The organism is Undibacterium sp. TC4M20W, assembly GCF_049340245.1.
In the GTDB taxonomy this organism is placed as follows: Bacteria; Pseudomonadota; Gammaproteobacteria; order Burkholderiales; family Burkholderiaceae_D; genus Undibacterium.
The window spans coordinates 28,695-50,801 of record NZ_JBMPPI010000035.1; the positions used below are offsets into that span (position 1 = coordinate 28,695).

Annotated in this window: 22 protein-coding genes; 9 read left to right on the plus strand and 13 right to left on the minus strand. The window is 51.8% G+C overall.

Annotated elements, in window-relative coordinates; translation table 11 throughout:
• Positions 1 to 12 precede the first annotated feature (12 nt).
• Positions 13 to 1,236 (plus strand): M20 family metallopeptidase, encoded by a 1,224-nt coding sequence (locus tag ACO0LL_RS26720; RefSeq protein WP_422953857.1) that lies wholly within the window; start codon positions 13 to 15, stop codon positions 1,234 to 1,236.
• 148 nt (positions 1,237 to 1,384) lie between these two features.
• On the opposite strand, the gene ACO0LL_RS26725 is transcribed toward ACO0LL_RS26720, so the two are convergent.
• Entirely contained in the window at positions 1,385 to 1,636 is a 252-nt protein-coding gene (locus tag ACO0LL_RS26725) for a SlyX family protein (RefSeq protein WP_422953858.1), read from the minus strand.
• A 126-nt stretch (positions 1,637 to 1,762) separates the two neighbouring features.
• On the opposite strand from ACO0LL_RS26725, the gene ACO0LL_RS26730 reads away from it, so the two are divergent.
• On the plus strand, positions 1,763 to 3,151 hold the full coding sequence (locus ACO0LL_RS26730; protein ID WP_422953859.1) for a glycoside hydrolase family 18 protein: 1,389 nt from the start codon (positions 1,763 to 1,765) through the stop codon (positions 3,149 to 3,151).
• Positions 3,152 to 3,161: 10 nt separating this feature from the next.
• On the opposite strand, the gene ACO0LL_RS26735 is transcribed toward ACO0LL_RS26730, so the two are convergent.
• The 5 genes from ACO0LL_RS26735 to ACO0LL_RS26755 all read right to left on the minus strand — a co-directional run bounded on the left by ACO0LL_RS26735 (position 3,162) and on the right by ACO0LL_RS26755 (position 6,156).
• Entirely contained in the window at positions 3,162 to 3,407 is a 246-nt protein-coding gene (locus ACO0LL_RS26735) for a hypothetical protein (RefSeq protein ID WP_422953860.1), read from the minus strand.
• 72 nt (positions 3,408 to 3,479) lie between these two features.
• Positions 3,480 to 4,301 carry an NIPSNAP family protein gene (locus tag ACO0LL_RS26740; RefSeq protein WP_422953861.1) on the minus strand — a complete coding sequence of 274 codons (822 nt, stop codon included), beginning with the start codon at positions 4,299 to 4,301 and terminating at the stop codon, positions 3,480 to 3,482.
• A gap of 113 nt (positions 4,302 to 4,414) precedes the next feature.
• A complete protein-coding gene (locus ACO0LL_RS26745; protein ID WP_422953862.1) occupies positions 4,415 to 4,732 on the minus strand; it encodes a hypothetical protein in 318 nt (105 codons plus the stop codon).
• A gap of 36 nt (positions 4,733 to 4,768) precedes the next feature.
• Complete coding sequence (locus ACO0LL_RS26750) at positions 4,769 to 5,131, minus strand: type II toxin-antitoxin system PemK/MazF family toxin (RefSeq protein WP_422953863.1); 363 nt, start codon at positions 5,129 to 5,131, stop codon at positions 4,769 to 4,771.
• The gene (locus ACO0LL_RS26755) at positions 5,128 to 6,156 is read right to left on the minus strand and encodes an alpha/beta hydrolase (RefSeq protein ID WP_422953864.1); all 1,029 of its coding nucleotides are present in this window, start codon (positions 6,154 to 6,156) and stop codon (positions 5,128 to 5,130) included. The genes ACO0LL_RS26750 and ACO0LL_RS26755 overlap by 4 nt, the downstream gene beginning before the upstream one ends.
• Positions 6,157 to 6,415: 259 nt before the next feature.
• On the opposite strand from ACO0LL_RS26755, the gene ACO0LL_RS26760 reads away from it, so the two are divergent.
• Entirely contained in the window at positions 6,416 to 7,435 is a 1,020-nt protein-coding gene (locus ACO0LL_RS26760) for an HDOD domain-containing protein (RefSeq protein ID WP_422953865.1), read from the plus strand.
• Positions 7,436 to 7,592: 157 nt separating this feature from the next.
• Here the strand turns inward: ACO0LL_RS26760 and ACO0LL_RS26765 are convergent, their stop codons facing one another.
• Complete coding sequence (locus ACO0LL_RS26765; protein WP_422953866.1) at positions 7,593 to 7,922, minus strand: hypothetical protein; 330 nt, start codon at positions 7,920 to 7,922, stop codon at positions 7,593 to 7,595.
• Positions 7,923 to 8,708: 786 nt separating this feature from the next.
• Here ACO0LL_RS26765 and ACO0LL_RS26770 point away from each other — a divergent pair.
• The gene (locus tag ACO0LL_RS26770; RefSeq protein ID WP_422953867.1) at positions 8,709 to 10,262 is read left to right on the plus strand and encodes a DUF4080 domain-containing protein; all 1,554 of its coding nucleotides are present in this window, start codon (positions 8,709 to 8,711) and stop codon (positions 10,260 to 10,262) included.
• 4 nt (positions 10,263 to 10,266) lie between these two features.
• Here the strand turns inward: ACO0LL_RS26770 and ACO0LL_RS26775 are convergent, their stop codons facing one another.
• Positions 10,267 to 11,457: an aldo/keto reductase gene (locus ACO0LL_RS26775; RefSeq protein WP_422953868.1), complete on the minus strand. Its 1,191-nt coding sequence runs from the start codon at positions 11,455 to 11,457 to the stop codon at positions 10,267 to 10,269.
• 9 nt (positions 11,458 to 11,466) lie between these two features.
• Here ACO0LL_RS26775 and ACO0LL_RS26780 point away from each other — a divergent pair, with 9 nt between their 5' ends.
• The gene (locus ACO0LL_RS26780; RefSeq protein ID WP_422953869.1) at positions 11,467 to 12,066 is read left to right on the plus strand and encodes a TetR/AcrR family transcriptional regulator; all 600 of its coding nucleotides are present in this window, start codon (positions 11,467 to 11,469) and stop codon (positions 12,064 to 12,066) included.
• Positions 12,067 to 12,224: 158 nt separating this feature from the next.
• On the opposite strand, the gene ACO0LL_RS26785 is transcribed toward ACO0LL_RS26780, so the two are convergent.
• From ACO0LL_RS26785 to ACO0LL_RS26805, 5 genes are all read right to left on the minus strand, one after another.
• Positions 12,225 to 12,674 (minus strand): hypothetical protein, encoded by a 450-nt coding sequence (locus ACO0LL_RS26785; protein ID WP_422953870.1) that lies wholly within the window; start codon positions 12,672 to 12,674, stop codon positions 12,225 to 12,227.
• 4 nt (positions 12,675 to 12,678) lie between these two features.
• A complete protein-coding gene (locus ACO0LL_RS26790) occupies positions 12,679 to 13,527 on the minus strand; it encodes a substrate-binding periplasmic protein (RefSeq protein ID WP_422953871.1) in 849 nt (282 codons plus the stop codon).
• A 29-nt stretch (positions 13,528 to 13,556) separates the two neighbouring features.
• Positions 13,557 to 13,871 (minus strand): metal-sensitive transcriptional regulator, encoded by a 315-nt coding sequence (locus tag ACO0LL_RS26795; protein WP_162044126.1) that lies wholly within the window; start codon positions 13,869 to 13,871, stop codon positions 13,557 to 13,559.
• A gap of 88 nt (positions 13,872 to 13,959) precedes the next feature.
• The gene (locus ACO0LL_RS26800) at positions 13,960 to 15,393 is read right to left on the minus strand and encodes a sensor histidine kinase (RefSeq protein WP_422953872.1); all 1,434 of its coding nucleotides are present in this window, start codon (positions 15,391 to 15,393) and stop codon (positions 13,960 to 13,962) included.
• Entirely contained in the window at positions 15,393 to 16,067 is a 675-nt protein-coding gene (locus tag ACO0LL_RS26805; RefSeq protein WP_422953873.1) for a response regulator, read from the minus strand. Before ACO0LL_RS26805 ends, ACO0LL_RS26800 begins: the two co-directional genes overlap by 1 nt.
• 704 nt (positions 16,068 to 16,771) lie before the next feature.
• Between ACO0LL_RS26805 and ACO0LL_RS26810 the strand changes: the two genes are divergently transcribed.
• From ACO0LL_RS26810 to ACO0LL_RS26825, 4 genes are all read left to right on the plus strand, one after another.
• The gene (locus ACO0LL_RS26810; protein WP_422953874.1) at positions 16,772 to 17,887 is read left to right on the plus strand and encodes an ABC transporter substrate-binding protein; all 1,116 of its coding nucleotides are present in this window, start codon (positions 16,772 to 16,774) and stop codon (positions 17,885 to 17,887) included.
• A gap of 81 nt (positions 17,888 to 17,968) precedes the next feature.
• Entirely contained in the window at positions 17,969 to 18,967 is a 999-nt protein-coding gene (locus ACO0LL_RS26815) for a Bug family tripartite tricarboxylate transporter substrate binding protein (RefSeq protein ID WP_422953875.1), read from the plus strand.
• Positions 18,968 to 19,048: 81 nt separating this feature from the next.
• Positions 19,049 to 20,164 carry an ABC transporter substrate-binding protein gene (locus ACO0LL_RS26820; RefSeq protein ID WP_422953876.1) on the plus strand — a complete coding sequence of 372 codons (1,116 nt, stop codon included), beginning with the start codon at positions 19,049 to 19,051 and terminating at the stop codon, positions 20,162 to 20,164.
• 130 nt (positions 20,165 to 20,294) lie between these two features.
• Positions 20,295 to 22,073 carry an ABC transporter permease gene (locus ACO0LL_RS26825; RefSeq protein ID WP_422953877.1) on the plus strand — a complete coding sequence of 593 codons (1,779 nt, stop codon included), beginning with the start codon at positions 20,295 to 20,297 and terminating at the stop codon, positions 22,071 to 22,073.
• Positions 22,074 to 22,107: the final 34 nt, after the last annotated feature.

Genomic DNA, 22,107 nt, shown 5'->3' on the forward strand with positions numbered 1-22,107 from the left:
AAAGTACAAAACATGAATAACTACGAACAACTCGACGCCTGGGTAGATGCGCACTTTGACGAGCAGGTCAAGTTCCTGCAAGAACTGATACGTGTACCAACTGACACGCCACCCGGCAATAACACCCCGCATGCAGAGCGCACCGCTGATCTGCTGCAGGACATGGGCATCAGCGCAGAAAAACATGCAGTACCTGATAGCGAAGTCAAAGAGGCCGGCTTGCAAAGCATCACCAACCTGCTGGTACGCCGCCAGTATGGTCCAGGCAAGACCGTGCTGCTGAATGCCCATGGTGACGTGGTGCCACCAGGTGAAGGCTGGACCAAAGACCCTTATAGTGGTGAAATAGAAAACGGCAATATCTATGGCCGCGCTACGGCGGTCAGCAAATGCGATTTCTCGACTTACACCTTTGCCCTGCGTGCACTGGAAGCGGTTGCAAAACCCAAAGCAGGCACACTGGAGTTGTTATTTACGTATGATGAAGAATTCGGTGGCGAAGTCGGCCCGGGCTGGATGCTCAAGCATAACTTGATCAAGCCTGACCTGATGATTGCTGCTGGCTTTTCTTACCAGGTCATCACAGCACATAACGGCTGCCTGCAAATGGAAGTGACCGTTCATGGCAAGATGGCGCATGCGGCAATCCCTGACTCTGGTGTCGATGCCTTGCAGGCTGCGGTGAAGATATTGAATGCCCTGTATGCACAAAACACGCTCTACAAACAAGTCACATCGAAGGTAGAAGGCATCACCCACCCTTACCTGAATGTGGGGACGATAGAAGGTGGTACCAATACCAATGTCATCCCTGGTCGCGTGACCTTCAAGCTGGACCGCCGCATGATACCGGAAGAAAATCCGGCAGAAGTCGAAGCGACTTTACGCAAAGTCATCAGCGATACTGCGGCTGAACTGCCCGGCATCAGCGTCGATGTCAAACGCATCTTGCTGGCAAACTCCATGAGACCACTGCCAGGCAATACACCTTTGGTGGATGCGATACAAAAGCATGGTGGTACAGTATTTGGTGAAGCGATTCCGGCACTGGGTACGCCTTTGTATACCGATGTACGCCTGTTCTCGGAAGCAGGCATACCGGGCGTTATTTATGGTGCAGGGCCGCGCACCGTGCTGGAATCCCATGCCAAGCGAGCAGATGAGCGTTTGAATCTGGAAGATTTGCGCAAAGCCACCAAAGTCATTGCGCGTAGTCTGGCGGATTTGCTGGTGTGATGTAGCGTGGTACTGGTCGCATGCTGGAAACTACGGTATGCGACAAACGCCCCTTGGCTCCAGCCTGCGCTGGAGCGACGAATTTGAGATTGCAGCTTATCTTATCAAGTACCAAAGTTCCTGATTGATTCACTCGCCTCAGACATTCTCAATAATGCGGCGGTCTCTCATCCACCACGGCAGTACGCTGGCTGGCAGCCACTGCCACTTCCCTTAAGCGTGCGGCCATCGCTGCGCACAGCGCCTCAAGTTCATCGATTTTCTTTTGCTGGCGGTATACCTGGGTGTTCAGAGTATCAACCAGATCATCCTGACGGGTCAGGCGTATTTCCAGGTCTATCAGTCTTTCTTCTGTCGTCATGATGCGGCTTTCTTTCAAATCAGGACTACAGTATGCCATACCAGTCTGGTATTTTAGTGGACTGGTATGTCTGTCTGAGAAGCTGATAGTGCAAGTGGTATGTTTCAATTCGATATCGCATAAAAACCTGTTGACCAGCTTCGCCCCTGCTTGCATGCTATAAACATGAAAATCGCCAAACTCCCCTCACATCTTTTACTATCATGCCTGTCCGGCATACTGGTCTTATGTTCCACGTCTACCAGTCTGGCTAAAGAGGTTGGCAAGCCTGTGGTCATGGCTTATTACGCACTCGGCAAGGATGACATCAATCATTATGACGAGGGCAAAACCGCATTTCCTGTTTCTGCGATCACTCCAGAAAAAGCACGCATGCTCACGCATTTGAATTTCTCGTTTTTGACGCTAAGTGAAGATGGAAAATGTGCGCTGGAAGAAGGAACCAACCTGCAGGCAGCTAGCAAGATATTTCGTGAATTGCAAGGCCTCAAAAAATATAATCCCGCTTTACGTTTGCAATTTTCCATAGGCGGCTGGGCGTATACCAATGATGACAGCTCCACGGTAGCGCGTTACCGCCAGGCCGCTGCGACAGTTAAAGGCCGCAAAAAACTCGCGCATTCCTGTGTGGCTTTCATGCGTGAATATGGCTTCGATGGACTGGACCTGGACTGGGAATATCCACGTGCAGAAGACGCGCAGAATTTTGTCGCCCTGCTCAAGGAAATGCGCCTGAAACTGAGGCGCGCCAGACAGAGTAATCAACTTTCTATTGCCGTGGCCGGTGGTGCTTTCAGTATGGCGCGCACTTACCTGCAATTGCCACAGATTGCAGCGCAGGTTGATTATGTCAATCTCATGAGTTATGACTTCAATGGTGCGTGGGAAAAGCAGACCAACCATAATGCCCACCTGTTTGGTGACGCACCTGAGCACATGTATGACAACCCCTTGCGCAAGCTGACATTCAAACCGGCCTTGTCAGCGACCGAACTGGAAAAGCGCTTCCCCTCACCAATGGCATTGACGGTGGATGCGACGGTGCAGCAATACCTGCGTGCCGGAGTACCTGCCAGCAAACTTGTGCTGGGCCTGCCATTTTATGGCCGCGCCTATTTTGCGGTAGAAGCCGGGGAAAACCATGGCCTGTATCAAAGCCATCAGACACTTGCAGGCGATGTTTATACCGGCGACCCCACGTTACTCACAGGCTGCGATGCCTGTACGGCCCGCAAGGACCCACGCACGCCTGGCTATGCTGAAATCAAAAAACTGCTGGCGGCCAATCTCGGTTACAAATCCTATTTCAGTAAAGAGACCAAGGTGCCGTGGATTTATAACGCGGATAAGAAAATCTTTATCAGCTATGACGATGAACAATCCTTCGCTTATAAAGTCGCCTACCTGAAAAAATACAAGCTGGCAGGTGCCATGTTCTGGCACCTCGGGCAGGATGATGAAGAGGGCAGCCTCTTGCGCAGCCTATACAAGAACCTGCATGAAAAGACAGCAGAAGTTGATCTGGCGGGTGGGATGCACTACCAGTCCCAATAATGAGAATTTATTACAGATTCTCTACCCAGATTTTTTCTCCTGGATGATGATCTGCAATAGTTTCCAGCGCGCTTGAAAAGTCTGCATCAGCAGGGCTTGCCAATGGATAGACGAAGCGGGAAATATTCTTGCCTGACATATCATCGTATTCTGCTTCTGTCAGAACATTACTGCCACACCAGACAGATAACACAGATGCCTTATTTAACGCGATCAATTCATCAAGACCCTGACGTGTAAATGCAAGAAAGACCATCACAATATGCCGCTGAAAATAAGAGTGTGCACATATTAATCCAGCTGTGCGCGAATTTGTAAAAATCAGGTATTAAGGCAAAATAGAACGTGACGCAGGTTCCAGCATAATGATCTCAGGCCAGCCTTGCAATGACTTATACAGGTCAGCAAATGCCTGATCCCGCCACAGCGCGTCCCCGGCCAATTTTGTCAGACAGACTTCATAAGCTGCACGGTCTGCATAGGAAGCAAACCAGACAAACACATTCACATTCTCACGCACGGGCAGGCGCTCAAAAGTATTGCGGCTTTTTTCAGTGACAAAACGTCCCATGATATGTGCCCCATGGCGCTCAAACATGGGCATCAAGCGTTCATTGAATTTGCTTATGAAATCTGGCGTCACTTCCTGCGCGAAATGGTAAACCGTTGCCACAACGAAGCCTCCACGTGGAGCCGTACTATCCGGCGCTGGCCTGGTACGCGAACCCAGCTTGAAACCACTGCCAGCGGAGGCAGGGCGCAGCAATAATACATCGTCGTTATCATACAAGGTCGCATTGGCTTCATTGCGGTAAGCCTGCCAGGTCTGGCCTGAATAAAAATCCGTCAGTGCCTGCTTGCGTGCTTCCATATTGGGAAAGCCACGCAACCAGGTGTAACGATAAGGATCGTTAATATCGCGAAACTGACCTAGCACACGTATGCCGGTTTCTTCCTGGCTTTCTATGAAGTGCCTCTCAAACAGTGAGATCAATGCATCCCGTTTGCCTGGGTAAGTCACATACTGGCGCAACTCTATAACATTGCAGCACGCACCGCTGGCGTCATTGCCAATCCCTTCAGCAGCGATGGGCGTAGTGACTGCTCCCAATAGCGCAGCGCCCATCAGGGCAATGGCAGAGGTGTTCATTTGCTGATCTCCAAGACAATTAATCGGGTAACCGGAAATGATTAGCGTCGTGGAACCCAGCATAGACTGGTATTAGGACAATTCAAGTCCTAATGAGAAACAAGATTTAAAAATCAATCTGCAACACAATACAGACATGATTGTTTCCATTTTGCATAAGTCAGGACAGCAATCAGTTTTTGCAGGCATTGCCTTTCACCTGCTTGCAAGTCGAGTAGCAGCAAAGGCAACAGAGCGCTTAAAGCCTGCTCTATTTCATCTTCAGAAAATGCCTGGTCTTCAAAGAGATTGGAAATGCGGTGTAAAAAGGAAATATCTGCCCTTTTCAATAAACGGGCAATCTGCGGCAATTCATCAAACGCTATCCCACCTACGATATCCGGTGCGTCTTTTACTTTGCTGCTTTTGCCAACTACTAGGTCGTAAGCCATTGCGGCGCCTTTTATATTTTTGCACCAGGTTCAGAATCAGGCTTCGAAAAAAGCCTTTTGCTGAAACCTGATACCCGCCAGTATCTGCATGACCCGCTCATCAGACAAATGACCTATGAATTCACCGAGCTGATTTTTAGGGATGGAAGATATCTGCGACACTACGACCACGCTTTGTTTGTCCAGACCAGCTTCGTCCAATTCCAGCATGACATTACCCGGTTCGGTCACACGTTTCAGATTGCTGGTCAGGGCGCATATGACGGTGGTAGTGACGCGCGACTGATTGAAGATATCATCCTGTACGACTACATGCGGATGTGCCAGGCCAGCGACGGTACTGCGTTCTTCATCGGGGCTGGCCCAGTAAATGTCACCGCGCTTGATCTTGCTTGTCATGGACTGGTCTGCGCCGCAACGAGCGGTTTGATGAAATTATCTAAAGCGGTGGTATACGCACTATCCAGTCCGAGATTTTTATTAATGTCAGCATGACTCAGGCTTTGTGGCAACAGCATCGCCTGCATGCCCAATGACCTGGCCTTGTCGATGAACACCCCCGCCTGGACACAGGGCTTGTCTGGCCTGATACTGGAGCATACCGCCACAAAGGGGGCTGCGGCATGCTTCAATTGCAGAGTGGGTGAGCTGGCTTGCCAGTAAGCGGGATCAGAACCAAAGGCTTCATCATAGAAGCGGTAATGCTTTTGTCCCATGATCTTGTCGATGTCGTAGGCAGCACTGTCCAGCGCAATGGTCGCCAGCCAGGCAGATGCGCCCGCCCTGGCCGCAATGGATGGATTGCTGGCCAGCAGGGCAACCAGGTGCGCCCCGGCAGAATGGCCCATGATGATGAAGCGCTTGCCCGACCCGCCCCATTCTGCCGCCTTGCTTTGCGCCGTTGCCAGGGCTTTGGCGACATCGTCAGCCTGTTCCAGCGGTTTGATGTCAGGCAACATGCGGTAATTGATAGAGACGAATATATAACCCTGGGGCAGCCAGTGTGCGGCCTTGTTCTCGACCACGCCACGCGCGGTTTTGCTGCCTATCTTCCAGGCACCACCATGCACCATGAAGATGACAGGCATGGATTTTTGCGAGGCAGCATTCGCTGGCAGATAGACGTCCATGGTCTGGCGCTTGTCACTGCCATAGGCAATATCGCGCAAGACTTTGGTGCCAGCTGGCAGGCCTTGCGGTGCCAGGTCTGTTGTTTCTGCCTCAGTCATTTCATTTTTTTCAGCAGCCTGCTCTGCCCGCTGCTCTTTTCTTTCCTGCCGTCTTTCCATGATTTTGTCACGCAGGTTGCCAGCGGTGGCCGCAGTGGAAGCAATCAGGGGCAAGGCGAGCAAGAAGCCCAGGCAAACGGCTGTCGCTTGCAGGGCGTAGCGGGGCGGGGTGGTCATATCGGCAGGCTTGGGCATCATGAAACTCCGTAACATCAGGGCGGGACCAGCATAAGCCCTTATCTTAAAAAATCCGGCGCTAGTTGCACTAGTCTATTTATGCAACAACTTGTAAAGCAAAGTAACATTATCGGGGCAAGTAGGTGTTGCAGGCGTGCATGCAAGACCGGGTTTATGCGAATATAGCAGGCAACCACTACAGGAGTGCTTCAGACATGATGGCGTCTGTCTTGCTGTCCCCCTTCGTTTTTGTTTGCCACTGCCAGCAGGAGGCAAGGTGCTAGGCTTGCTGCGCAATTTATGCCGGCGGCTGGGCATAGGTTCTGCTGTGGCTGATGCAGAAGCACTGCAGGCAGCCACTGTCTTCAGCGCACCTGAAGATATCGTCGCCGAAGAAGGGGCCTGGCAAGCTGGCTTTGATGTCGATTCGCGGTTTTACCCCTGGCTGCTCGGTACTTATGGCAAGCAGGTACAGCATGGCGCAGATAAACCACTGCTGATTGCACTGGAGCGTCTGGTCAGGGCAGACTTTAGCGATGCCCGCCATATCCCGCGCGTGCCCAGCGTGCTGCCACAGTTGTTGAAGAGCCTGCGCAATGAAAATGTCTCTGGTGATGAACTGGCCAGCCATATCGGCAGGGATGTGAGCCTGGTCGCCGAGATCATCACTGAAGTCAACAGCTCTTATTACAGCCCGGCAGACAAGATCAGCAGCCTCGACAATGCGATACGCCTGCTCGGCATCAATGGCCTGCGCCTGCTGGTTGCGCGCACGGCTTTCCGCCCGCTGATACAACTGCAGTCTGGCCGTATCACTTGCGTGGTTGCACCGCTGATCTGGGAACAGTCAGAAAAATGTGCGCAGGCTTGCCGCCTGCTGGCGCAGGAGCGCGGGCTTGATGGCTTTCATGCCTACCTGGCCGGTCTGGTGCAAAACATCGGCCTGATCATTGCGTTTCGCAGCCTCGATCAGATCATGGTGGCACCGGTCATGCCGCTGGCGACAGAATTTCGCCTGCGCTTTTTACACATGGCACATATCCTGTCTTACCGCATTGCCAAGGAATGGGATTTTCCTGATGCCGTCATGCAAGCCCTGAAAGACCAGGTCAGCCATGATGGTCCATTACAGGATCTGGGACTGGTGTTGAAGCAGGCGGGCGACATCAGCAAAATAAGATTGCTGGTGAATGCCGCTGTCATCAGTGACGACGATGAGGAACTGCATCTGACTGCAGACGCAGAAATGCAGCGCTGTTTTACGGCGCTGCATGTACAGGAAAAGGATGAGGCCTAGTATTTATTTTCCTGGCCCATTTTCAAAACAAAAACTTCCTGAAAATATAGAAAATCTTTGTTTTAAAAACGGGCTGTGGTCAAGAAAAAAACCGCTTGCAGACTCTGGCATCCCGCGCGTTTCTGGCGATTGCTATCGCGCAAAAAACACATGCTGATCAGCCCTGGATATTTTTGCGAGCGGCTTTTTGTGCCACTTGTTGACGCTGGAATTTTTCAGCTTCATCCATCGCCAGTTTTTCTTCATCAGTCATTCTTTTAGCGCTGATCAACACAGTTTGCATTGCATTTTGTGTTGCGTCATACGCCATTTTTTGCTCTTCAGTCATACGTTTTGCAGAGATCGTTACACTGGCGATACTGGCAACATTCATGCTTGCTTCTGCTTTGCTTTGAGTGAAAGCAGCAGTGATTGCCAGTGCGCCTGTCAGCAATGCTGTAGAAAGAATCAGGCCAGATTTAAATGTGTTGTTGATTGCGTTTTTCATTTCGTTTTCCTCTTTGTGGTTGGTTGATGTGTGTACTTTAGAGCTTGCGCTGTCAATCCGCGAGGGGCATGCGACGAAATGCAGGAAACGGAGATTGAAGTGTCAAAAACACCTCTTCAACGTTTTTTTCGCCGGAGAATTTGATGTGGGAAAAAGGCAGGCAAGAGGGCTGAATGGCTGGCTCAGGTAACCTGGACTAGTACTGGCACTATCCTGCACGACATGCGAAAGCGATGAGACAAGGATGGAAAAAGCGCAGACTGCAAACCCATATATATATGCGATACAGGCGATACCGACGACTACGCGCTTCGCCGTGAGCTATGGATGTTGTATTACATCCATGTGAATTGGGAATATGACTTAACAATGACATTCACATTTCATATAACAGACATCTGATCATGTGATTGGATTAACAAGTTTCCAGCCAGTATCATGAACTTGTTTTTAATCAACCAAGGAAATAAACATGATCACCGCTATCGTTTTTGCTCAAATACTGGCAACTATCGTTATGTTGACTGCTGCTCTGACTGACTGAGTCTGATGCTGTCATCAGCAGTAATTAGTAATTGCACACAAGTAGTATCTATACAGGCTGAATTTACAGACCGAATTTATAGCTGAATCAGGTCTTAGGCATACAGTGCCAGATAAGTAAGTTTCTTCACCAGCATATGCGCGATCGTCTGGCATCGCGCGGCGATGCACAGTAATCATGGCAGGATGCCTGCCGTTGAGGCGTACAATAGCTACTTTTAGCTGCTCCCGCCTTTTCGCACCATGACTATCCTGCTGACCACCCTGAACGCCCGCTATACCCATGCTTCACTGGGGCTGCGTTATTTGCTTGCAAATATGGGTGAGCTGCAGCCGGTCACGCGGATACAGGAATTTGTTACCGGTGCGCGCAGTACCGATATTGCCGAAAAAATCCTGGCACTGCGCCAGCCTGGTGAAAAATTCATCGTCGGCTTTGGTGTGTATATCTGGAACGTTGTTGAAACCACGCAGATCGTCGCTGTTCTGAAACGCGTCGCACCTGATGTCGTCGTGATACTCGGTGGCCCCGAGGTATCGCATGAAACTGGCGACCAGGAAATCATACGCCTGGCGGACTATGTGATTACCGGTTGGGGTGATGTCAGTTTCCCTGCCCTGTGCCAGCAGATACTGCATGGCCCGCAACCACTGATGAAAGTGCATGCGGGTCTGCAACCGCCTATGGCCGACATACAATTGCCTTACCATTTGTATAGCGACCAGGACATCCGTCACCGCACCCTGTATGTCGAGGCTTCACGCGGCTGCCCCTTCAAATGCGAATTCTGTCTGTCCGCACTCGACAAGACGGCTTGGCCGTTTGATATAGACCAGTTCCTGCAAGAGATGGAAGTGCTGTACCAGCGTGGTGCCCGCCTGTTCAAGTTTGTTGACCGCACTTTCAACCTGAATATCAAAACCAGCTTGAAGATCATGCAGTTCTTTCTCGATAAACTCGAAGCAGCACCGCATGACCCGGTATTCGCCCATTTTGAAGTGGTACCAGATCATTTGCCAGACGCCCTGAAAGAAGGCATACAAAAATTCCCTGAAGGCAGCCTGCAATTCGAGATAGGCATACAAAGTTTTAATACCGACGTGCAGGCTCTCATCAGCCGCAAGCAAAATAATGAAAAAGCCGCCGAGAACATACGCTGGCTGTGCGAACATTCACACGCGCATTTGCATGTGGATTTGATCGCTGGCTTGCCGGGTGAAACCATGCAGAGTTTTGCCGCAGGCTTTAACAAGCTGGTGGCCCTGGGCCCGCATGAGATACAGTTCGGCATCTTGAAACGCCTGCGCGGCACACCGATTATCCGCCACACAGAAGCCTATCAACTGGCTTTTGACCCGCAACCGCCTTACACCATCCTGGCCAACAAAGACATTGCCTTTGGCGACATGCAAAGACTGATACGCTTTGCCCGTTACTGGGACATGATCGCCAACTCAGGGCGTTTTTCACACAGCCTGCCTTTGATACTGGCAGACACTGCCTTTGAAAACTTCATGGCCTTGTCAGACTGGCTGTTCGTCAATACAGATGCAACGCACCGCATCGCCCTCGACAAACTGGCTGCACTCGTCAACAATTGGCTGCTGGAAGTACATGGCGCAAGCAGTGAGGCAGTGCAAGCTGCGGCATCCCAGGACTATGCCGGGCAAGCCATGCACAAGCAAGGCAACAAAGCTGATCCATCGGCACCACAAAGACAGACCAGAAAAGAAGCTGCCAGGGAAGTTGTGGCAAAGGCTTTGCCGCAAAGGCAGGCACGGCATCTGGCGGCTTGATATTTTACGAAAGCCAGGTCCGCACAGTGCTACCGCCAAAGACAGCATGCTGGCGAAGCAAAGGAGTAAAAAGGCTGTAAAGCATTTTTTGTTCAGGTGCACTGATTTCATCAAGCACTTTTCTGTGTTCCGCCGACAAAACGACTTCCAGGGCTGCTACGTTAGCAGATACCTGCTCCATCCGGCTTACCCCCATTAAAGTCGATGTCACGCCGCGCTGTGCGGTGATCCAGGATAGAGCGATTTGCGCTGGGCTCAATCCGGTTTCGGTGGCAAGCCTCTTTAGCGTATCAACAATTTCCCAATTTTTATCGGTGAAGAGGGTATCACCGAAAGGGTTGGCACCATCCAGCCGCTTGTCCCCCTCTGCTCTCTGCTCACCTTCTTTAGCTGCCTCACGTGGCAATCCTCCGGCTCTGGTTGCAGAAGCTTCAACTACAGTACGGTCGTATTTCCCCGTCAGCAGGCCAAATGCAAGTGGACTCCATGGCACTATACCCATACCAAATTCCGCAGCCATCGGCACATACTCATCTTCGATGTCACGGTTAGCAAGCGAATAAAAGTATTGCAGCGCAATCGGACCAGGCAAACCCCGCACTTGCGCCAGCGTCGCCAGTTTGGCGATATACCAGGCTGGTGTGTTAGACAAGCCCCAATATCGAATTTTGCCTGAACGGACAAGTGCTGCCATAGTCTCAAGCAGCTCTTCTGCCGGTGTGACAGAATCCCAAACGTGTACCCAATACATATCGATGTAATCAGTGCGCAAGCGTCGCAACGATCGCTCAAGGGCAGCGTATATGTGCTTTGCCCCGTTGCCTCCGGCATGAGGCCCATGCCCATCTGCAAAACCTGACTTGGTCGCAAGCACAACACGGTCTCGTAGTGATTGCTCTTGAATAAACCTGCCCAGCATCTCTTCACTACGGCCACTTGAATAGACATCTGCAGTATCAATGAAGTTACCACCGGCTTCTACATAAGCATTGAATACTGCACGGGACGCCTCTTCACCGGAACCCCAGCGGGCAGTGCCAAAAGTCATGGTCCCCAGGCAAAATGGACTGACGACAAGGCCAGAACGCCCAAGAGTGCGGTAGTCTGTGAGTGGCATAACTTTACTTTCCGAGTGATTGATAGGAAAATCATAGCCCGGATTTCTCAAGAATGCAATTAATTTACTAGTGATCACTACAAATACATGAAAATGACTCCCCGCAAGAAAGGCCGGCCATTATCGTTTGACCGGGATATAGCATTGCAAAAAGCCATGATGCTGTTCTGGCAGCACGGTTACGAAGCGACCTCATTGAACGACTTGACCACAGCCCTGGAGGTAACTCCGTCAAGCATCTACTCTGCATTCGGCGACAAGAAGGGATTATTCTTAAATGCCGTCGCCCTTTACTTATCAGGGCCAGTGACGTCCGGGACAATTATCAATGAAGCTGCCACAGCACATGAGGCCGCACTGGGTTTACTGAATGCAGCAGCAATCGGATTCACTGGCAAGGACACCCCCGCTGGCTGCCTATTGGCAAGTTCAGCGATCAGTTGCTCGGTTGCCGCCGATGACGTCAAAGTGGAGTTGGCAAAAATCCGGCATGGTATAGAAACACAACTCAGGGAGAAGATTACGAGTTCCATAAAAAGCAAGCAAATGCCTGCTGAAACAGATGCCGAGGGACTGGCGGCACTCACCATGTCCATCATTCAAGGCATGTCAACACTGGCAAGAGATGGTGCGCCGCGCGAAAAATTACTTAAGGTAGTTGAGACTGCAATGAAAATTTGGCCGTGATGCCGATTCCAGCATCTGTATGCTGATGTTGGCCGAGTTAAATATAGCTGGCAGATTGTTGGACTGATTTCCATACTACTGAATGAATAGCATAATGATGCGCATACCTTACCAAGCACATAAATGCTATCGCATTTATTGAATTGCCAAACCAGACATCACAGCAATGGATTAACTAATTCGAATGCGTATTCAGGAAAAATTTCTCCAGAGAATACGCCTGTTACTGCCAGATCAAATCTTTCTTTGAATGCGTGCAGTTCATCACTGTTCAATACAGTGCCCAACTCATTGTCTATAGCAAGAATTTTGAAAACGTCATTTTCATCAAAATGAGCAGAAAATAATCTATCTACAGTCGCCTGAAGCCTGACTATTGTCAATGCAAATTGCTTGTCCACTGACCCTACATCTCTCAATTTATTTGCAGCGAGGACAAGATCGCGATGCAACAACCAGAATTCTTTTGTATTCCATATTCCGTGTTCTGCTAATTGCTCATAAAAACTACCTGGCCAATTTGTATTACCTGGAAGATTGCGGCAGATGTCTTCAAACATTAAAGCTGGCACATTCATTTCCTCAATTTGACAGGCGGGCGCTTGCATGCACTCACTTGTCACTGATCAGTATGCGGCTGATCTCGCCTGATTTTCTGCCTGCCAGTATTGCGGCATTGAGCTTGCGTATCCATTCTTCATACTGCGTACCTGCGGCAGCGAAATGTAATTCATCGACCAGCATGGGCTTGGGCAAGACCTTGAAGCCGTGCTCCAGGGTCTTGTCACTGCTGCTGGATTCTTTGCGCAGTATGCGTATCAATAATTGTTCGACTTCATCTGCCTGGGCGCGACGGTCACCAAAGATCATGACATCCATTCGTTTATTGATGAGTTTTTTGAGGCGCGCGCCGTGTGAGCCTACATCTTCTTCAACCTGGAACAAGACATTACGCTGGCTATCAAATTCATCACCGTAGCTGGTGCCGCGTATGACACCGACGGTCTTGCCTTTCAGGTCCAGCATGCTGTTATAGCTAAAACTGGCATCACTGCGCGTGACCAGCCAGACATAGTTGGCATAAATCGCTTCGGAGAATTGATAGGTCTGCAGGCGTTCACGGTTTTTTGAAAGACCAAAGACTATGCCTTCGCCGTTTTTGGCATTCACCAGCAGGCGCGTCCACGGGTAGCGGCGAATCTCAAATTTGATTTGCAGATGGTGCTCAAAATAATTCAGCAACTGCCGGATTTCATCGCGTATCGGGACGATTTCACCAGCCTCATTACGCAACTCCCGTATCAGCAAGACCAGTTTGTCCTGCTTTGCTGCTTCTGTCGCTGAACCGGGAGTGGCAATCAAAAGGGCCGAGGACAGGAGCAGCAAGCGCACACCCAGCTGCACAGGCTGCCAGAGTCTGCACATATACTCGCCCGCTGCTACTTTTGCCAGGATGGACATGTGGTGATTGATGCAGGTTTAATCCGGCATCAGGCGAATTTTTCCAGCAAGGACGCCAGGCGCCGCGTGCTGGCGACGGCTTCTTCGGTCGTCTCGGCCTTTTCTGCATGGGTGACAACCGCACTGGTCAGCAGGGTCACAAAAGAACGGTCGAGCGCCTTGCGGGCGGCGGACATCTGTTGCGCTACTGCCTCGCAATCAGCCGGTACGGCTGCCTTGGCGATGAGTTTTTGCACGCCTCGCAATTGCCCTTCCACTCTGGCCAGACGGTGCAGCAGGTCTTTTTTCTGCTGATCATTCAAAGCCGTGCCTTGCACTATCTTCAGTGGGGGAGTATCTGCCATGGAAATGCTCCTTCGCGATGTTGATGAAGTCTCTGCTTATAAGTGTCTTCGTATTCTTCTTATACTACTACCGAGTATGCTACACCAGTCAGGCTATCAGCGGGAAATGGATATGCACACGCAGGCCCGGTGTTTCAGATGTGGATAGTGTATTCAGGCTGGCATCGCCGAGGCTGATCTCGCCTCCATGCAGCTTGACGATGTCATGCACTATGCACAGCCCCAGACCAGTGCCACCGGGATTGGCAACCGAGCTGGCAGAGGCGCGGTAAAAGGGTTCGAATACTTTTTCACGCTCGGCCTCTGTGATGCCGGGCCCGGTATCCTGAATATCGATATGCGCCTGGCCATCCTGCTGATATACATGCAGCACGATGCGGCCGCCCTCTGGGGTATAGCGTATGGCATTGTCGAGCAGGTTGCTGAGCATTTCATGCAACAACAAGGTATTGCCACGGTAAGGCACGGCCTGATCAGCCTCCAGCGCCAGATCCAGTTGCTTGCGCACCGCAGGCATAGCCAGTTCCAGGCATACCTCTTGCGCGAGCTGGTTGAGCAAGATATCGTCGAGCTCTGCCGCTACCGCCCCATGACCGGTACGCGCCAGTGTCAGCAGGCGGTTTGCCAGATGGACGGTGGCATCGGTAGTCTGGGCAATGCTGGCAACAATCTGACGCATGGCGGCTACATCGTTTTCACGCAGCGCCAGTTCAGCCTGGGTCTTCAATACTGTCAATGGTGTGCGCAACTGGTGTGAGGCATCGGCGATAAAACGCTTTTGCCCGTTGATCAGGGTCTGCAGCCTTTCCATATAGGCATTCATGGCGTTCACCAGCGGGCGTATTTCCTTGTGCACGACATTCGGGTCAAAGCCGGATAAATCAGTCGGCTCACGCGCCTCTACATCGGCACGCAACTGCATGATGGGGGCGAGCACAAAACGCAGGGCCACCCAGACCATGAGTGCCACCGCCAGCACCAGCGCAGCCTGACGCAACAGGGTATCAATAAGGATTTTGCGCGACAGACCGCGCCGTGCATCCAGGGTTTCACCGACCTCTATCAGGGCAATACCACGCATCTGGTCGTCATACACAGGCTGATGCAGGGCTGCGATGCGTACAGGCTGGTCCTGGTAATCAGCATGGAAGAAATGCACGAGGGCAGGGTAGATCTCTGAACGCGGTACATTCTTGGGCAAATCCGGCAAGTCTTCATAACCGGACACAAACTCGCCATTGACGCCGGTGACCTTGTAATACAAACGGCCCAGGGTATCAGTTTCAAAACTGTCTAACGCCACATAGGGTACATTCGCCACCACCTTGCCATCAACGATCTGCACCCTTTCTGCCAGCGCCCTGGCCGACGACAGCAAAGAGCGGTCGTAAGCCAGATCAGCCGCATCAAGGGCATTACGGTAAACCGAAAAAGCATTCAGGGCCACCAGCAAGACCAGGGGTATCAACAGCCAGCGCAAGAACTGGCCGCGCAAACTCCCTAGGCGGTAAGGCCGCTCCATCAGCGTGCTTCCAGCAGATAACCTATGCCGCGCAGGGTAACGATGACAACCTTGCCGGTGCTGACGGTATCAAGTTTTTTGCGCAGGCGGTGGATATAGATTTCTATGGCATCGAGATTGGCATCATCATCAAGGGCAAACACTTCATCGAACAGCTTGTCCTTGGATACTGCCTGGCCGGGGCGGCTGATCAGGGTTTCCAGCACCGCATATTCACGCGGGGTTAGCGACAAGGGCTGGCCTTCATAATGAAACTGCCGCGTGACGGTGTCAAAACTCAGGGCACCACAGGTCAGTGTCACGGCTTCATTACCCTGCGCGCGCCTGAGCAAGGCTTTGACACGTGCTTCGAGTTCAGCCAGCTCAAATGGCTTGGGCAGGTAATCATCCGCACCTGAATTCAAACCCTGTACCCTGTCATTGAGGCCACCACGGGCTGTCAAAATCAGCACTGGCGTCTTGCTGCCACGTGCACGCATGCGCTTCAGGACTTCCATGCCATCCATTTTTGGCAAGCTAAGATCCAGGATGACCAACGCATATTCCTGAGTATGCAGGAGCGCATCGGCATCGGCGCCGTTCATGGCTGTTTCCACGGTCAGGTGGGCATCCCGCAGGGCCTTGGCCAGCCAGTGGGACAACTCGATATGGTCTTCAACTAATAGTATGCGCATACACAACCTGTTTGCTCCGGATACACGCTAGGCTACCAGCATGCTCAAAAAGCGTCACTATCTGTGTGACTATTTATGACAAGAAAAGGACGGTCTTTGAGGGAACGGGAAGTCAAAATGACAAGGGTGTTTGTATTGATGGGATTGTGTTTTCGGTAATTGTCTAAAGAGCGGTCGCAATATAGCGAGCGTCGCTGTTGCCGTTGCTGTTGGGTTTGACTTTGGGTTTGACGTTGCTTTTGACTTTCTGTAGTTCCCATGTGTAGCCGCCATTTGTGCTGTACAGAAAATGGAAACAGAAGGACCGCTGTTTGAGCGAAGCGAGTTTCGGGCCTTCCCATTTTTTGTACCGCACAAATGGGAACCCCTTTAGGGACGGCTACGCCTGGGTCGCCTTTCTTTGAATACTTACTTTGGCGACGCAAAGAAAGTATTTCGGCTGCCGGGCCGAGACCCGGCTTGTATCCACGGAGGGCAAACGTTTTTGTCAAAGTACGTCATATAACGAGCAATACGGAATACGATGAACGCCACTAGATTCCTGCCAAAAGCACGCAGGAATGACATTCATAAGATTATCCCAATGCACATAACGCTTGAATATTCTCGCATCACAAATCTCCCAAAAACCCCTTCACTGCAAGCAAACTGAAAGCTCCCCGGCTCTATTCTCCCTTACAAAAAAAATTCCGGAGACTACCATCATGATGCCCTTACGCCTCAGTTTCTTCCTGCTCGCCTGTTTGATCTGTCCCGCCATTGCCAGTGCAGACGGTAAAATCGTCATCGGTCAGTCGGTAGAATTGTCGGGCCAGGCCACTGGCAAGGAAAACCGAGAAGGGGCGCAACTGTATTTCGATGCGCTAAACCGCCAGGGTGGCATCCATGGCAAGAACATAGAATTCATCAGTTATGACGACAAGCGCGATCCGGCGCTGACCAAAGAAAATACCCTGAAGCTCATCAATGAAGACCATGCGATTGCCCTGTTTGGCTACCGCAGCACACCGACCATAGAAGCCATACTGCCGCTGCTGGAGAAGCATGCGATACCGCTGATTGCACCATTCTCTGGCGCACAAAGCCTGCACCAGCCACTGCATGCCCAGGTATTCAACCTGCGTGCCAGCTATCAGGATGAGGCGGCCAAGATGGTGGCTTCGCTGGCGGAACTCAAGCTCAGCAAACTGGCCATCCTGCATCAGGATGACAGCTTTGGCAAAGATGGCCTGAACGGTTTTGTCAGCAACCTGGAAAAACGCGGCATGCGTGCCGCCGTCATCGCCAAATATGACAGGAAGGAAATGAAAGTCGATGCTGCCGTTGCCAGTATCGCGGCCGCATCGCCACAGGCGGTATTAATGGCATGTACCCCAGCCGCCTGCGCCGACTTCATACGGCAAATGCAGAAGCTGGGACAAAGACCGCAATTTTTGATGCTGTCGAATGTCAATTCTGATGATTTCTTCAAATCCCTGGGTGCGGAGGGACGTGGCATAGGTGTCATGCAGGTCATGCCTTATCCGCGCGATATAGGTATACCTGTGGTCAGGGAACTGCAAAAAGTACTGAAATCGGCCAAAAATCCGCCGCCTTTGTCCTATGCTGTACTGGAAGGTTATGTTGCTGCAAAATTAATGGCAGAAGCCTTGCGCCGGGCCGGCAATAATCCAGATCCTAAAAAACTGCTGCAAGCGCTCGAAAATATGCGCAATGTCGATCTGGGCGGGGTGGAAGTCAGCTATGGTCCCAAGGACCATGATGGTTCGCATTTTGTAGAGCTGACCATTGTTGGTAAAAATGGCATCATACTAAGATAAGCTATACCAGTATTATTGTGAAAGCCTACTGAAAGTTTCAATTAGGTATGATCCATGTAACCCCTAGCCTATGGTCTTAACATGCATATCCGGCCTGCCAATCTGACTTTCCTGCTCTGCAGCCTGCTGGCCAGCCTGCAGGCGCTTGCCGCCAGGCCGGAAGCAGCAGAAAAGCATGAAGCAGCCACCTGCATAGTCCCGGCCAAACCTGGCGGCGGCATGGACCTGACCTGCAAGCTGGCACAGCAGGCGCAACAGACACCGCATGCAAACACCAGCCAGCCCATGCAGATCAATTACCTGCCCGGCGGTGTCGGCGCTATCGCCTGGACCACCATCATTACGCAGAGAAAAGCCGAGGCAAATACACTGGTTGCCTATTCCGGCGGCTCGCTGCTGAATCTGGCAGAAGGCAAGTTTGGCAAATCCGATGCCAGCCATGTGCGCTGGGTCGCGGCTATCGGTACCGATTACGGCATGATCGCGGTACGCAAGGATTCTCCCTACAAGAACCTGCGCGAACTGATGGATGCGATCAAGAGCAAGCCCGCAAATATCGCCATCGGTGCCGGTGGCACGGTTGGCAGCCAGGACTGGTTGAAAATGGCCCAGGTTGGCAAACAGGTGGGTATAGACCCCAAGAGCATGCGCCTGGTGGCGTTTGAAGGCGGCGGCGAATCTTTCACCGCCTTGCTGGCAGACCATGTACAGGCAGTATCAGGCGATGCCTCAGAAGCCAGCCTGCATGCGCGGGATGACAAGATACGTGTGCTGGCAGTGTTGTCCGATGCCCGCCTGCCCGGCCCGTTGGCGAATGTGCCAACCGCACGTGAACAGGGTTTTGATGTGACCTGGCCCATCATACGCGGCGTCTATATGGGCCCGCAGGTCAGCGACCGTGATTACCAGAAATGGGTGGATCACTTCCAGCAGGCCATGAACACCCCAGCCTTTGATGAACAAAGAAAAATTCACGGCCTCTTCCCTTTTGCCATGACAGGCAAGGAACTGACCGATTACATACAGAAAGCCGTCAACAATTACCGTCTGCAGGCAAAAGAATTTGGCATGGTGCGTTAGTGCGTGTCAGTAGTGAACCCGATAAACCCTATAACCCTCATCACTTGGTACTAAAGTACAAACAATAACAGGAGAAGACAAATGCAAACAAAAAGACTTTTCGTCAAGAGCATGCTGGCACTGGCTACGGGCAGCGTGCTGCTGAGTACCCAGACTACGGCGCAAGCGCAGGCACCAGCCGGTTACCCCGCTGACTACAGCAAGATCGTCGATGGAGCCAAGAAAGAAGGAAAACTGGTCATCTATAGCGCGACCGACACCAAGGCCGTGGAACCGCTGATCAAGGATTTCCGCAGCATGTACCCGGACGTGCAGGTTGAATACAATGACATGAATTCCACCGAAGTGTATAACCGCTACATCTCGGAAATGGCCGCCGGTGGCAATAGCGCCGACCTGATGTGGTCATCTGCCATGGATTTGCAGACCAAGCTGGTATCTGACGGTTATGGCCTGGTGTATGCATCGCCAGAAATCAGTGGCATACCGCAATGGGCGATTTGGAATAATTCTGCTTACGGCACAACTTTTGAACCAGCCGTCTTCGTTTATAACAAGCGCCTGGTAACAGCCGATGAAGTACCAAAAACCCACGCCGAATTTGCCAAGCTCATCAATAGCAAACTCGACAAGTTCAAGAACAAGGTCACGACTTACGACATAGAAAAATCCGGCGTAGGCTTCATGTTCATCACCCAGGACAGCCGCGAGAACAAGGAATTTTGGGACCTGGCGAAAGCCTTTGGCAATGCCAGCGTACGTGTACAGTCTTCCACTGGCACCATGCTGGAGCGTCTGTCTTCCGGCGAGAACCTGCTCGGTTATAACATCCTCGGCTCTTATGCCCTGGTACGCGCTGCCAAAGACCCGTCGATAGGCGTGCAAATCCCTAAAGACTACACCCTGGTTCTGTCACGCGTGATGTTCATCAGCAAGGCAGCCAAGCATCCGAATGCGGCCAAGCTATGGCTGGATTACACCTTGTCAAAACGCGGCCAGACCATGATTGCGAATGAAGCCAAGCTGTATGCGATACGTGCCGATGTCAAGGGTGAGACTACTTACTCTGATCTGGCAAAACTTATCGGCGTTGGCCTCAAACCTTTGCCAGTCAATCCCATGTTGTTGCAGTATCTTGATCAAAACAAACGCCTCGCTTTCCTGAAACAATGGAAAGAAGCTGCAGGCAAAAAATAAGCCTGCGGGCACCGTGCCGGTTTTAAACGGTACGGTGCCAAACGGCTCTTCCTGCGGGACATTTTCTCCGCGCCGCCTGTATGGCGAACCGCATTACTATTGAATCTCAACCCTTGATATTGGGCTAAGCATGAGCACCCTGAGTCTCCCTCCGCGCAGCCGGTGGTCGCAAATCAACTGGCCGCGTGGCCTGGTGGTGACCCTGACGCTGTTGGCGATTTTTACGCCGCTGTCACTGATTTTGTTCCAGAGTTTTTTAAATGCCCCTTTCTTTTCGCCGGTAAAAGAACTGGGACTGGATTCTTATCGCTTCATCTTTGATGATCCTGATTTCCGTCAGGCTTTCTGGAACGGCCTGATTCTGGCTTCTGGCCTGGCTGGCATCGCCGTTCCTCTCGGTGCCTTGCTGGCCTTCTTGATGATACGTACTGACTTGCCAGGCCGTAGCTGGATAGAACCGATGTTGCTGGTACCTATCTTTGTCTCACCGATGGTCATGGGTTTTGGCTATGTCGTCTCGATGGGGCCGGTCGGTTTCTATACCCTGTGGGTCAAGCAATTGACCGGCGTTGAACCATGGAATATCTATTCCTTCTTTAGCATAGTCCTGATCGCTGGCCTGACTCACGTGCCACACGTCTATCTGTATTCATCTGCTGCACTGAAGAGCCTGGGCTCGGACGTCGAAGAAGCCGCACGGGTCGCAGGCGCATCGCCTTTCCAGGTTGCCATGCATGTGTCCCTGCCGATGATCATGCCGGCGCTGGCTTTTGCTGCTGTGCTGGTGTTCTTCCTGGGCTTTGAAGTCTTCGGCCTGGTGCTGGTGCTGGGTGATCCGGAAGGCCATCTGGTATTGGCGACTTATCTTTACAAGCTGACCAATAAACTGGGTACGCCGTCTTATCACCTGATGGCCGCAGCCGCTGTCTGCCTGGTCGCGGTGACCATGCCGCTGGTGATGGTGCAGCGCTGGTTGTTGAAGTCAGCGAATAAATATGTATCGATCAAGGGCAAGGGTTCACGTCAAAAGCCACTGCCACTGGGTAAATGGAAATGGCTGGCCTTTGCTGTATTGGCTGCCTGGCTGATCTTCACTATAGTCTTGCCATTGTCAGGCATCGTCCTGCGTGCCTTTGTCTCTTACTGGGGTGAAGGTGTCAAACTGGCTGATGTGATCACGCTACAGCATTTCAAGGACATTCTGGAGCAACCTTCACTGATGCGCGGCATTTTCAATACCGTACTGATCGGTATCATCGGTGGCGCACTGGCCGTGATTTGCTATGCTGGTGTCGCGCTGGCCATGCACAGGAAACCTGATGGCATTACCCGCCTGCTTGACTATAGCGTGCTGGTACCACGTGCGATTCCGGGCTTGCTGGCTGGCCTGTCTTTCCTGTGGGTGTTCCTGTTCGTGCCCAGCTGGCTCGAAGGTGGTCTTAAGGGATTCGATAATGCCTTCTGCATCTGGCTCATAGAAAATGTGATACCGCAATTGCGTGCCTTGCGTTCCACCATCTTCTCGGTCTGGATAGCCTATTCCGTCGTATGGATGGCTTATGGTCTGCGCCTGATTTCCACCGCCTTGCTGCAAGTTGGCCCTGAACTCGAAGAAGCGGCGCGCGCCGTTGGTGCCAGCCGTGGTCAGGTCACGCGGGATGTGACGCTGCCATTGGTCAAGTTTGGTTTGCTCGGTGCCTGGCTCATGGTCTTCCTGATTTTTGAACGTGAATATTCAACTGGCGTGTATCTGCTGTCGCCAGGTACTGAGGTCATCGGTGCATTGATCGTTTCACTGTGGGCGGGTGGTTCCGTCGATCTGGTGGCGGCACTGTCCTTCATCAATATCACCCTGGTTGCCATAGGTCTGGGCCTGGCTCTGCGCTTTGGCGTGAAACTGAGTCATTGAGCCAGCCACTGATAGCGCGACAAGAACAAAACAT